Origin of the sequence: Micromonospora yasonensis (assembly GCF_026013475.1) — a bacterium.
GTDB classification, from domain to species: Bacteria; Actinomycetota; Actinomycetes; order Mycobacteriales; family Micromonosporaceae; genus Micromonospora; species Micromonospora yasonensis.
Window position 1 is genome coordinate 1 of the sequence record NZ_JAPDPH010000203.1, and the last position, 12647, is coordinate 12647.

Genomic DNA, 12647 nt, shown 5'->3' on the forward strand with positions numbered 1-12647 from the left:
GCCGCAGCCGCTCCTGTGGGTACAGCGGGGTGAGCTTGTAGAACTCCGGACGGCGCTTCGCCTCCTCCGGCTCCATCCCGTTGATGGTGTCCAGGCGGACCAGCGGGTTGTACTTGTCGCGCCGCTGCTCGCCCTCGCGGGCGGCCCGCACGGCACCGGTGATCGCGTCACCGCGGCGCAGGCCGTACTTCTTGATCTGGGACATCGAGACGTACACGTCGTTCGGTCCGGCCAGGTAGCCGGTGGTCCGCACGAAGGCGTAGTTGTCGAGCACGTCGATGATGCCGGCGACCGGGACAAGCACCTCGTCCTCGCCGACCTGCGGCTCGCGGCCGCCCTCGCCGCCCTCGGCCCGCTCGCCGCGGCCACGCCGACGGTCCCGGAACCGGCTGCGCCGGCCACGCCGGCCGCCCTCGCCGTCCTCGTCGCCGTCGTTGTCGCGCTCGGCCCGCTGACCACGGTCGTTGCGGTCGCCACGCTCGTTGCGCTCGGCCCGCTCACCGCGCTCGGCCCGCTCGGCACCGCGCTCGGCCCGCTCACCGCGCTCGGCCCGCTCGGCACCGCGCTCGGCCCGCTCACCGCGCTCGGCCCGCTCACCGCGCTCGGTCCGCTCACCGCGCTCGGTCCGCTCGGCACCACGCTCGGCCCGCTCCGCACGCTCGCCGCGCTCCCGGCGGCCCTCGCCGCGCTCGGCCCGCTCGCCGCGCTCGGCCCGCTCGCCGCGCTCGGGCCGCTCGCCGCGCTCGCCGCGCTCGGGCCGCTCGCCGGTCTCGGCGGTCGCCTCCTCGGCGCGCGTCTCGGCCGGCCGTGCCTCCGCGCTCGCGGCGGCCCGGCCCCGGCGGGCCCGGGTACGGCCCTCGGTCGGCTCGGCGGCCGGCGCCTGCTCGGCGGCGGGGCGCCGCTCGGCCTCAGCCCGCTCCTCGCGTACCTCGGCGTGCACCTCTTCCCGGGCGGTCGCGGCCGCGGCCGCGACCTCGGCTCGCGGTCGAGGGGTTCCGGCGGCGGCGCCGCCCTGCCGCTCGGTGATCGCGCTGATCAGCTCGCCCTTACGCATACGAGCCGTACCGGAGATACCGAGCGACGCGGCCAGGCTCTGCAGCTCTGGCAGCAGCATCGCCGACAGGCCGGTGCCGCTGCGCCGGCGGCGCGTGGGGGCGGCGGTGGTGGCATCGCCAGCGACGTTGGAAACATCCGACGTCACGTCGGTGGTGTCGCTCAATGGATTCCTTCCCTCGATAGGCCGGGACTGCCCGGAGTCGTGGAACAGGTGGCCGGGCGGCCTCGGTGCACCCGCCTCGCATGGACGCGTCGCGGGAGTCTGTAACACAGCAGCCGGTCGGTTTCCCGACTCACCGAGATCGGTGAGCAGGTCTCGCCGTCTGCGGCGACCTGTGGAAACTGCGGTGCGGCGTGGGCCTTTGGCAGGGGTGACGGGCTGACCGCCGAGAGCTTCGGGGGTGCGCCGACCCGCAGGAGATCGCATGCTTCGCGGCTGTGCTGCCTAGAGCGTAATCAACTCTTGCGACCTGCGGCAACAGGGTCCCGCTCGGCGTGTCCAAGTCTACCCCGGGTGACCCAGGCACCGCTGACGTCTACCAGCAACTCCCAGCGCCGCCAATCTGTTCCCGCCGCGAATCCCGCCGGGACCTCGGTCAACGCCAGCACGGTCGGGCCCGCCCCACTCACCACAGCCGCCACACCGGCCTCACGTAGCGCACTGACCAGGGCCGCCGTCGCCGGCATGCCAGGTGCCCGGTAGTTCTGGTGCAGCCGGTCGACCGTGGCCGGCAGCAGCAGCGCCGGATCCGCGGTCAGCGCGTGCACCAGCAGCGCTGCCCGGCCGGCCGTCAACGCCGCGTCGGCGTGCGGCACGGTGGCCGGCAGCGCGGCCCGGGCGACGGCGGTCAGACCGCGCTCGCCGGGCACGAAGACGGTGGGACGCACGCCGTCGGCGACGGGTAGGGAAACCGCCCGGGCGCCGGCCGGCTCGGTCCAGGCAACCGTGAAACCACCCAGCAGGCAGGGCGCGACATTGTCCGGGTGCCCCTCGATCTCGGCGGCCAGCCGCAGCGCCGCCGCATCGTCCAGCCGGGCCGCGCCGTCCGGCACCAATGCCCGCGCCAGCAGCACGCCGGCCACGATGGCCGCCGAGGAGGAGCCGAGGCCACGGGCCTGCGGGATCCGGTTGACGCACTCCAGGGCCAGCCCCGGCGGTTGCGCGCCGAGCACGTCGAACGCGGCCCGCATCGAGGTCACCACCAGGTGGGTGTCGCCGTCGGGCAGCTCGCCGGCGCCCTCCCCGGACACCACCACGCGTACGCCGCCGGAGGTCACCTCGGCCGCCACGTCGTCGTGGAGCCCGAGAGCCAACCCGAGCGCGTCGAAGCCCGGGCCCAGGTTCGCGCTGGTCGCGGGCACCCGGACCCGTACGGGGCCGGAGGTGAAAGTCATCGGCACCGGCTCATGCTAGGACGCCGGGCCGACAGCCGGCCGGTTCGCCCGGCCCGTGGGAATGGCGCGTCTCCACGAGGCCGGGTCCTGTCGATCATGCCGGTGCGAGGCCGGGCCCAGGCCGCGGGCCGGCAAGGCGGAGGTTCGTCCGGATTCCGACGTGTTATCCGGATGGACCGCGGGTCAGGCGGCGCGCGAGGGCTCCTGCTCCACCGCCGGTTCGGTGAGCGAGAGCCGGCGGGTGGCGAACCGCCAGCCCACTGCGTAGACCACGGTGACCAGGCCGCAGCCGGCCAGCACGGTCCGCTCGTTGACCGCGTCGACCACCAGCGCCACCACCAGTTGGCTGACCGAGATGGCCAGCGTCGCCAGCATCATGTCGGTGGCGAAGACCCGGCCCCGGAGCCGGTCCGGCACCTCGCCCTGCAGGGCGTAGTTGGACATCACCCAGTTGCTGCCGCCACCGAAGTGGGCCAGGAAGACCAGCGCCAGCACCAGCGGGAACCAGTCCACCACCGAGGCGCCGACGTACGCCAGGCCGTACAGGGACATGGAGAGCGCCAGGCCGGTGAGCAGCCAGGCCCGGTTGGTCAGCACCCGGCGCATCAGGATCGGGCCGACCAGGGCACCCGCGCCCCGGCTGGCGAAGAGCAGGCCGGTGCCGATCGCCCCGACCCCGTACACCCCGGCGAGCAGCGGGAAGACGGTCAGCACGCCGTTGCCCAGGCCGACCGCCGACTTCACGGTGACCAGCGCGAGCACCCGCGGCCGGTGCGCGATGTAGCCGAGCGCCTCGCGGATGGCCGCCCAGGTGCGCGGGATCGCCACCGCCGGGTCACGGGGCGCCTGCAACGGGCGGCGGATCAGCGCGGCCAGGCCCGCCGCCACCGCCAGGGCACCCGCGGCCACCCAGAAGCTGACGTACGGGCCGGAGGCGGCGCTCAGCATGCCGCCGAGCGAGGCGCCGACCACGGTCATGGTGCCCCAGGCGGAGCCGGCGACGGCGTTGCCGGCGGCCAGGTCGGCCGGGTCGAGCACGTTGGGCAGGGCGGCCTGGGCGGCCGGCGAGTAGAAGGCCTTCGCCACCGCCACCGCCGCGATCGCCACCAGGGCCAGCCAGGCCGTCCCGGCGCTGCGGACGCCGAGCAGCAGCAGGATGCCGGCCAGGGCGCCGAGGTTGGCCACCATCATGATCTTCCGGCGGTCGAACCGGTCGGCGATGGTGCCGGTGTACGGCAGCAGCAGCGCGGTCGTGCCGGTGTCCACGGCGAGCACCAGCGCGCCCCACACCCCGCTGCCGGTCAGCGCTGGCAGCAGCACCAGCAGCGGCACCATGACGAACCAGTCGGCGCCGAACACCACCAGTTCGGCGAGGAAGAGATTGCGGAAGTCGCGATTGCGGACGAGGACCGAGACGGTGGGTGACACGCGGGAACCCTACCGGGCCGGTCAGACCACGGCGGCGCGGCTCAGCATCTGCGAGACGGTGACGAAGGTGTAGCCACGGGCCCGCAGCCCGGTGATCATGTCCGGCAGCCCACGGAGCGCGACGAGGCGTTGCTCGGTGCCGACGTCGTGGCCGAGCAGGATCGTGCCGGGCTGGACGTCGGCGACGATCCGCCGCGCGTGGCCGGTCGGGTCGTGCGGAAACTCCCCCTCGACCATCTGCAGCGTCCAGAGCACCAGCCGGTAGTCCAGCCGGGCGGCGGCGTGCAGCACCGCCCCGCCCAGGTGCCCCCAGGGCGGGCGGAGCAGGCGGGGTGCCACCCCGGTCGCCTCGACGATCGCGTCGTGGCTGCGCTTCAGGTCGTCGTACGCGGCATGGGCGTCCATCCGGGCCAGGTCGTGGTGGGCCCAGCTGTGGTTGCCGACCTCGTGCCCGGACAGCCGGTCACGCACCAGCGCGGCGTGCTGCCGGGCCCGCTGGCCGACCAGGAAGAAGGTGGCCGGGACGCCGTACTTCGCCAGGGTGTCCAGCACCATGGGCGTCCACTGTGGCCGGGGACCGTCGTCGAAGGTGAGGGCGACGAGGCGCTGGGCGGTGCGTACCCCCCAGGTGACCTCGACCGCGCCGGAGCCGACCTGCTGCTGCCGGCTGCCCAGGGTGGCGCTGGCCGGACCGCCGGCCAGCGGGAGCCGGCGGTCGGCGATCCACGCCGACTCGGCGGTGGCCACGGCGCCCAGCGCGGCACCACCGGCCAGCAGGGCGGTACGGCGCAGCACCGCACGCCGCCCCCACCGCCCCACGCCGTCCGCCATGCCCCCGCTTCCACGCCGCCGGCCGCCCCACTCGGGGGTCCCGACACCCGCAGTAGGTGTCAGCTCACTCACGGTACCGCCTTCCACCCGGCCCGCTGGCCCCCTCATGGACGGAAAAGAGTGGCCGTCCGCGCCGGAACGGCCACTCTTTCCGGGCATCAGCGCCCTGGGGCGGAAGGGTGCGGGTTACTCGGTGGGTGGGAGGGGGCTGCGGCGACTCTTCGGCAGGCGCAGGACCTCGAACTGGTCCGTGCCGTCGAGCAGGGCGGCCGACGGGGCCGGACGGGCCGGCGGCTCGGTGGCCTCGGCCGGGGCCGCGCCACCGCCGACGGTGGCCGGGACCGGCCTCGGGACCGGAGCCGGGACCATGGCCGGTGCCGGCGTGCCCCGGCGGTGGAACCGCCGCTCGCGCAGCGACTCCTTGGCGCGCTCCACCATCGTGTAGAGGGTCGGCACCAGGATCAGCGTGAGCAACGTCGAGCTGATCAGGCCGCCGATCACCACGATCGCCAGCGGACGGGAGATGAAGCCGCCCTCACCGGTGAGCCCGAAGGCCATCGGCAGCAGCGCGAACACGGTGGCGACCGCGGTCATCAGGATCGGCCGCAGCCGCCGCCGGCCGCCCTCGACCACCGCCTCGGCGACGCCCATACCCTGCGCCCGGTACTGGTTGATCAGGTCGAGCAGCACGATCGCGTTGGTCACCACGATGCCGACCAGCATGAGCACGCCGATCAGCGCCGGCACGCCCAGCGGCGTGCCGGTGGCCAGCAGCAGCGCGATCGCGCCGGTGGCCGCGAACGGCACCGAGATCAGCAGGATCAGCGCCTGGGTCAGGCTGCGGAACGTACCGACCATGATCAGGAAGACGATCGCGATCGCGGCCAGCACGGCCAGCTTCAGGTCGGCGAAGGCGTCCTTCTGGTTGGCGCTGACCCCGCCGACGGTGAACGTCGCCCCCGGGACGTCCAGCGCGTCCAGCCGCTTCTGCAGCTCCTGGGTGGTGGCGCCGAGGTCGGAGCCGGTGGCCGTACCGGTGACCGAGACGCTGCGCCCGCCGTCGATCCGGGTCACCTGCTGCGGGCCGTCAACCTGGTTGACGTCGGCGATGTCGTCCAGCTTGACCCGGCCCACCGGCAGCGCCCGCAGCTCGGCCACGCTCAGCGGCGGCCGGGTGCCGGTGCTGAGCACCACGTTCCGCGGCCCGCCGTCGAGGTTGACCTGGCCGAGCGGCGCGCCCCGGTACGCCTGCGCCACGAGCTGCCCGACGGCCGCCTCGGTGAGGCCGGCCCGCGCCGCGGCGACCCGATCCACGGTCACCTCGACCCGGGGCACCTGGGTGGCGAGGCTGGTGGCGACGTCCTCGACGCCCGGCGTACCGGCCATCGCGTCGCGGGCGGCCTCGGCGGCCCGGGTCAGCGTTTCCGGGTCGGCGGCCTGCACGACCACCTCGAGCTGGTTGGCGGAGGCGTCGCCGTGCCCGGCGCCGAAGCTCAGCTCACCGGCCTCCGCGCCGAGGGCGTCGAATTCCCGGCGCAGGGTCCGCTTGACCGCCGCCGCGTCGGTGCCCTCGTCCAGCGCCACGGAGTAGGCGGCGGTGTTGTTGCCGCCCTCGCCCGCCCAGGGCTGGTCGCTGCCGCCCGCGCTGACCTGGTACGTGCGTACGCCCTTCGTCCGGGCGAGCACCGCCTCGACCGTCGCGGCGGCCTGGTCGGTGCCGGCCAGCCCGGTGCCCGCCGGCAACTCCTGCTGGATGCTCAGGGTGTCCTGGCCGGAGTCGTCCAGGAAGTTGGTCTCCAGCGCCTGCGCCAGGCCGAAGGTGCCGAGCAGCACCAGCAGGCCCAGCCCCACGGTGACCCAGCGGGTGCGCCAGGTCCGGGTGGCGAAGCCGATCGCCGGCAGGTACGCCCGCTGCAACGGGCTGCGCAGCTCCTTCTCCTCGGCGGCGCGCCGGGCCGCCGGGTCGTCGGCCCCGGCCCGCGGCGGCTTCAGGAACCAGTACGCCAGCACCGGGATCACCGTCAGCGACACCAGCAGCGAGGCGAGCAGGGCCACCGTCACGGTGATCGCGAACGGTGCGAAGAGCTGCCCGACGGGGCCGCCCACCAACGCGATCGGCGCGAAGACGGCGACCGTGGTCAGCGTGGAGGCGGTCACCGCGCCGGCCACCTCGCGGACCGCGCCGAGGATGGCCTCCCGCTTCGGCTCGCCGTACTCCAGGTGCCGCTTGATGTTCTCCAGCACCACGATGGAGTCGTCGACGACCCGGCCGACGGCGATGGTCAGTGCGCCGAGGGTGAGCAGGTTGAGCGAGTAGTCGCCGGCCCAGAGCACGATCAGCGCGACCAGCACCGACAGCGGGATGGACACCGCGGTGACCACGGTGGAGCGGATCGAGAGCAGGAAGACCAGGATCACCACCACCGCCATCAGCAGGCCGAGCAGGCCCTCGGTGGTGAGGCTGTCGATGGACCGCTCGACGAACGGGGCCTGGTCGAAGACCACGGTCAGCTCCGCGCCGGAGGCCGCCTTGAGGTCGTCCAGCCGGTCCCGGATCTCGTGCGAGATGCGGACCGCGGCGCCGTCCGGGGTGGCGGTGACGGTGATGCCCAGGCTGGGCTTGCCGTTGGTGCGGGTGAACCCGGTGGCCGGGGCGAGCTGCTCCTGCACGCTGGCCACGTCGCCGAGGCGGACCGGGGCGGCCGGAGCGGTGGCGAGCACGATGCCGCGCAGGTCGTCCACGCTCCGGACCGGGGTGCCGACCTGCACCGGCAGCGACCGGCTGCCGTCGGCGACCGCGCCGGCCGGCAGCGCGATGCCGTTGGTCTTGAGCGCCTGGGCGATCGCGGCGGGGGCCAGCCGGGCCGCGGCCAGCTTCGCCGGGTCGGGGGTGACCAGCACGACCTGGTCGCGGGTGCCGGTCACGGTGACCGCGCGGACCCCGTCCAGGCCCTCCAGCTCGGGTACGACCGTGCTGCGCAACTTCTCGGCGAGGGCCTGCTCGTCACCGCCGCCGGTCGCGGCGACCACCACCGCCGGAATCTCGTCGGTGCTGCGGGTGAGGACCTGCGGGTCCACCCCCTCGGGCAGCTGCGCGTCGATCCGGTTCAACGCGGTCTGCATCTTGTTGACCACGTCGTCCAGGTCGGTGCCGAACTCGTACTGCACCCGGACGGTGGCCGAGCCCTCGCGGGAGGTGGACGTGATCTTCTCCAGCCCCGGGATGCCCTGAAGGCTGTTCTCGATCGGCTCGGTGACCTGGGACTCGACGATCTCCGGCGCGGCGCCGGGGTAGACCGCCACGACGGAGGCGGCGGGGAGCTCCAGGGACGGCAGCAGCTGCTGCTTCAGCGACGGCACGGCGAACGCCCCGAACGCCGCGGTCACCAGCGCGATGAGGGCGACCAGTCCGCGGTTGGCAAGGCTGAATCTGGCGAGCAGCGACATCGGCGTGGCTCACTCCTGGATTGGGGGTCGACGAGGTGTCCAAAGTCTCCCCCACCCGATCACCCCACCCCGCACCACCCACCCCACTCGGGTTGATCAGGGGGTGGGGGGTGTGGGTTAGGCGAGGTCCAGGGAGCGGGCGGCGGCGAGGGGATCGTTGGCGATGGTGAGCGGGGCGGGGGCCGTGGAGATGGCCCACTCGGGGTCCTTGAGGCCGTGCCCGGTGACCGTGCAGACCACGGTGGAGGCGACCGGCACCTTCCCGGCGGCGGCCTGCTGGAGCAGGCCGGCCACGCTGGCCGCGCTGCCCAGCTCGACGAAGACGCCCACCTCGCGGGCCAGCAGCCGGTACGCGGCCAGGATCTCGCGGTCGGTCACGGCGGCGATCAGGCCGCCCGAGGCGTCCCGGGCGTCGATCGCCTTGGTCCAGCTCGCCGGGTTGCCGATCCGGATCGCGGTGGCGATGGTGGACGGCTCCGGCACCGCCTGCCCGGTCACGATCGGGGCCGCCCCGGCCGCCTGGAAGCCGTACATCTTCGGGGTCCTCGTGGCGTTCCCGTCCCGCCGGTCCTCGGAGTAGCCCATCCAGTAGGCCGAGATGTTGCCGGCGTTGCCGACCGGCAGGCAGTGGATGTCCGGGGCGTCGCCGAGCGCCTCGACGATCTCGAAGGCGGCGGTCTTCTGCCCGTGCAGCCGGTCGATGTTGACCGAGTTGACCAGGGCGACCGGGTAGTCCTGGGCGAGCTTGCCGGCGAGCGCCAGGCAGTCGTCGAAGTTGCCCTGCACCTGAAGCAGGCGGGCACCGTGCACCAGCGCCTGGGCCAGCTTGCCCAGCGCGATCTTGCCCTGCGGCACCAGCACCGCGCAGGTGATCCCGGCCCGGGCCGCGTACGCCGCGGCGGAGGCGCTGGTGTTGCCGGTGGAGGCGCAGATGATCGCCTTGTCCCCGGCCTCGACGGCCTTGGAGACGGCGACCGTCATGCCCCGGTCCTTGAACGACCCGGTCGGGTTGGCGCCCTCGACCTTGAGCCAGACGTCGGCCCCGACCCGGGCGGAGAGCACCGGCGCCGGCAGCAGCGGGGTGTTCCCCTCGTGCAGGGTGACGACCGGGGTGGCGTCGGTGACCGGCAGCCGGTCCCGGTACGTCTCGATCAGACCGCGCCACATGTCGCTCTCCTCGCCTCTCCCGCCCCGGCAGCGTCGGGGCCCATCCCAGGGTGGACCAGCCTTCCCGACCGGCCGCCGGCACGCCTCCGCTTAACCATCAGGCGGGACGCCGGCGCTAGTCCCCGCCCTCGACCCGCAGCACGCTGGTCACCGAGCGGACGATCGGCAGCCCGCGCAGCTCCCGTACGGTGGCGGCGAGCGCGGCGTCCGACGCCACGTGGGTGACGATGACCAGCTCGGCGTCCTCACCCCGGCCGGCGGGGCCGCCCCCGGCCGGGCCCTGCCGCACGGTGGCGATGGAGACCTCGTGCCGGGCGAAGACCCCGGCGACCGCCGCCAGCACACCCGGCCGGTCGGTCACGTCGAGGCTGATGTGGTAGCGGGTGAGGGCCTCCCCCATCGGCCGCACCGACAGGTCCGCGTACGCCGACTCGCTGGCCGCGTGCACCCCGGCGAGGCGGTTGCGGGCCACCGCCACCACGTCGCCGAGGACCGCGCTGGCGGTCGGCGCGCCGCCCGCGCCCCGGCCGTAGAACATCAGCTGCCCGGCCGCCTCGGCCTCGACGAAGACCGCGTTGAACGCGTCGCCGACGCCGGCCAGCGGGTGGGCCAGCGGGATCATGGCCGGGTGCACCCGGACGCTGACCGTCTCGCGGCCGGCCGCGTCGGTGCCCCGGGCGGCGATGCAGAGCAGCTTGATCGTGCAGCCCATCGCCTTGGCGCTGGCCACGTCGGCGGCGGTCACCTCGGTGATGCCCTCGCGGTGGACGTCGGCCGCGGTGACCCGGGTGTGGAACGCCAGCGAGGCGAGGATGGCGGCCTTCGCGGCGGCGTCGAAGCCCTCCACGTCGGCGGTCGGGTCCGCCTCGGCGTACCCCAGCTCGGTGGCCTCCTCCAGCGCCTCGGCGAAGCCGGCGCCGGTGGCGTCCATGGCGGAGAGGATGAAGTTGGTGGTGCCGTTGACGATGCCGGTGACCCGGTTGATCCGGTCGCCGTGCAGCGACTCGCGCAGCGGGCGCAGCAGCGGGATGGCACCCGCGACGCTGGCCTCGTAGTAGAGGTCCGCGCCACCCTCGGCGGCCGCGTCGTGCAGCGTGGCGCCGTCCTCGGCGAGCAGCGCCTTGTTCGCGGTGACCACGCTCTTGCCGGCGCGCAGCGCCTCGACCAGCCAGCCGCGGGCCGGCTCGATGCCGCCGACCACCTCGACCACGATGTCCACGTCGTCCCGCTTGACCAGGCCGAGCGCGTCGGTGGTGAACAGCGCGGGGTCGACCGGCAGGTCGCCGCGGTCCCGGCCGAGCCGGCGTACGGCGATGCCGGCGATCTCCAGCGGCGCGCCGATCCGGGCGGCGAGGTCGGCCGACTGCTCGTGCAGCAGGCGCACCACGTCGCTGCCGACCGTGCCGCAGCCGAGCAGCGCCAAGCGAACTGGTGAGGTCATCCGACGTCCAATGCGAGCAGGTCCTCTTCGGTCTCCCGGCGGACGATCAGCCGGGCCCGACCGTCGCGGACGGCGACGACCGGGGGCCGCGGGACATGGTTGTAGTTGCTGGCCATGCTCCGGCAGTACGCCCCGGTGCCGGGCACCGCGACAAGATCTCCGGGCTGCACGTCGGCGGGCAGGAATTCATCCTTCACCACGATGTCCCCGGACTCACAATGCTTTCCCACCACGCGGGCGAGCAGCGGTTCCGCCGTCGAGGTGCGGTTGGCCACCGTCGCCGAGTAGGAAGCGTCGTAGAGCGCGGTACGGATGTTGTCGCTCATCCCGCCGTCGACGCTCACGTACGTCCGCAGGCCGTCCACGTCCTTGACCGTGCCGACCTCGTAGAGGGTGAACACGGCCGGCCCGACGATGGCCCGGCCCGGCTCGATGGACAGGTGCGGCACGGCCAGCTTCTCGGCGGCGCACTCGCCGTCGACGATCTTGCGCAGCCGCTTGGCCAGCTCGTGCGGCGCGGCCGGGTCGTCCTGGGTGGTGTACGCGATGCCGAAGCCGCCGCCGAGGTCCAGCTCGGGCAGCTCCACCCCGCGGGCGTCGCGGATCTGCGCCTGCAGGGCGAGCACCCGGCGGGCGGAGACCTCGAAGCCGCTGGCGTCGAAGATCTGCGAGCCGATGTGCGAGTGCAGGCCGCGCAGCTCCAGCACGTCCTCGTCGAGGATCTTGAAGGCGGCCGCGGCGGCGGCCCCGCCGGCGAGCGAGAAGCCGAACTTCTGGTCCTCGTGCGCGGTGGCGATGAACTCGTGGGTGTGCGCCTCCACGCCGACCGTGACCCGGACCAGCACCTTGGGGCGTACCCCACGCTCGCGGGCGAGCGCGGTCAGCCGGTCGATTTCGGCGAACGAGTCGACGATGATCCGGCCCACCCCGGCGTCCACCGCCCGGGTCAGTTCGGCCACCGACTTGTTGTTGCCGTGGAAGCCGATCCGCGCCGGCTCCATCCCCGCCGAGAGCGCGGTGGCCAGCTCGCCGCCGGTGCAGACGTCGAGGAACAGGCCCTCCTCGGCGATCATGCGGACCACCGCCCGGCAGAGGAACGCCTTGCCGGCGTAGTAGACGTCGGCGTCGGGGAAGGCGGCCCGGAACTCGCGGCAACGCGAGCGCAGGTCGTCCTCGTCCAACACGTACACCGCGGTGCCGTACTCGGCGGCCAGGTCGCGGACGTCCAGGCCCGCGACCGCCAGCGCGCCGCCCTCGGCCCGCGCCACGTTGCGCGGCCAGAGCTGCGGGACCAGGGCGTTGACGTCGACCGGGGTACGTAGCCAGGCCGGCCCCCGGGTGCCCAGCTCGCTGTGCAGGGCACCGGCTTCGTGCGCGCGCATGTGTTGTTACATCCTTTCCGGCGCGGAGACGCCGAGCAGGTGCAGGCCGTTGGCGATGACCACCCGGGTGGCGTCGTTGAGCCAGAGCCGGGCCCGGTGCAGGTCGCTGGCCTCCTCGTCGCCACGCGGCAGGATCCGGCAGTTGTCGTAGAACCGGTGATAGGCCCCGGCCAGCCGCTCCAGGTAGCGGGCCACCAGGTGCGGGCCGCGCAGCTCGGCCGCCGAGGACACCACGGCGGGGAACTCGGCCAGCGCCTTGAGCAGCTCGTTCTCCTTCTCGTGGGAGAGCAGCTCGGCGTGGAAGGCGGCGGCGTCGCCCCGGGTCAGCCCCACCTCGGCGGCGTTGCGCCCGACGCTGGCCGTCCGGGCGGCGACGTACTGCACGTAGTAGACCGGGTTGTCGCGGGTGGCCCGGGTCCACAGCTCGACGTCGATGTCGATGGGCGAGTCGCTGGAGTAGCGGGCCAGCGCGTAGCGGGACGCGTCCACGCCGATCGCGT

The 12647-nt window shown here is 74.0% G+C and carries 9 protein-coding genes; all 9 read right to left on the reverse strand.

Annotation, left to right across the window (positions count from 1 at the left end; genetic code table 11):
• The coding region (locus tag ONA70_RS28815) for a Rho termination factor N-terminal domain-containing protein (protein ID WP_265009634.1) at window positions 1–1219 on the reverse strand (1219 nt) is incomplete at its 3' end.
• A 293-nt stretch (window positions 1220–1512) separates the two neighbouring features.
• The gene (thrB, locus tag ONA70_RS28820) at window positions 1513–2451 is read right to left on the reverse strand and encodes a homoserine kinase (RefSeq protein ID WP_265009642.1); all 939 of its coding nucleotides are present in this window, start codon (window positions 2449–2451) and stop codon (window positions 1513–1515) included.
• A 183-nt stretch (window positions 2452–2634) separates the two neighbouring features.
• On the reverse strand, window positions 2635–3879 hold the full coding sequence (locus tag ONA70_RS28825) for an MFS transporter (protein WP_265009635.1): 1245 nt from the start codon (window positions 3877–3879) through the stop codon (window positions 2635–2637).
• A gap of 21 nt (window positions 3880–3900) precedes the next feature.
• The gene (locus tag ONA70_RS28830; RefSeq protein WP_265009636.1) at window positions 3901–4710 is read right to left on the reverse strand and encodes a polysaccharide deacetylase family protein; all 810 of its coding nucleotides are present in this window, start codon (window positions 4708–4710) and stop codon (window positions 3901–3903) included.
• A gap of 186 nt (window positions 4711–4896) precedes the next feature.
• The gene (locus ONA70_RS28835; protein WP_265009637.1) at window positions 4897–8157 is read right to left on the reverse strand and encodes an efflux RND transporter permease subunit; all 3261 of its coding nucleotides are present in this window, start codon (window positions 8155–8157) and stop codon (window positions 4897–4899) included.
• A gap of 117 nt (window positions 8158–8274) precedes the next feature.
• Window positions 8275–9324 (reverse strand): threonine synthase, encoded by a 1050-nt coding sequence (gene thrC, locus ONA70_RS28840; RefSeq protein ID WP_265009638.1) that lies wholly within the window; start codon window positions 9322–9324, stop codon window positions 8275–8277.
• A gap of 115 nt (window positions 9325–9439) precedes the next feature.
• Window positions 9440–10765, reverse strand: a complete 1326-nt coding sequence (locus ONA70_RS28845) for a homoserine dehydrogenase (RefSeq protein WP_265009639.1) — start codon at window positions 10763–10765, stop codon at window positions 9440–9442.
• Window positions 10762–12147 (reverse strand): diaminopimelate decarboxylase, encoded by a 1386-nt coding sequence (lysA, locus tag ONA70_RS28850; RefSeq protein ID WP_265009640.1) that lies wholly within the window; start codon window positions 12145–12147, stop codon window positions 10762–10764. The genes ONA70_RS28845 and lysA overlap by 4 nt, the downstream gene beginning before the upstream one ends.
• A gap of 6 nt (window positions 12148–12153) precedes the next feature.
• Window positions 12154–12647: DALR anticodon-binding domain-containing protein (locus tag ONA70_RS28855; RefSeq protein WP_265009641.1), on the reverse strand; the 494-nt coding region annotated here is incomplete at its 5' end.

Coding starts and splice junctions, on each gene's coding strand:
- ONA70_RS28845 (WP_265009639.1), bottom strand. CDS start 10,765: ATGACCTCACCAGTTCGCTTGGCGCTGCTCGGCTGCGGCACGGTCGGC.
- thrB (WP_265009642.1), bottom strand. CDS start 2,451: ATGACTTTCACCTCCGGCCCCGTACGGGTCCGGGTGCCCGCGACCAGC.
- ONA70_RS28835 (WP_265009637.1), bottom strand. CDS start 8,157: ATGTCGCTGCTCGCCAGATTCAGCCTTGCCAACCGCGGACTGGTCGCC.
- thrC (WP_265009638.1), bottom strand. CDS start 9,324: ATGTGGCGCGGTCTGATCGAGACGTACCGGGACCGGCTGCCGGTCACC.
- ONA70_RS28830 (WP_265009636.1), bottom strand. CDS start 4,710: ATGGCGGACGGCGTGGGGCGGTGGGGGCGGCGTGCGGTGCTGCGCCGT.
- lysA (WP_265009640.1), bottom strand. CDS start 12,147: ATGCGCGCGCACGAAGCCGGTGCCCTGCACAGCGAGCTGGGCACCCGG.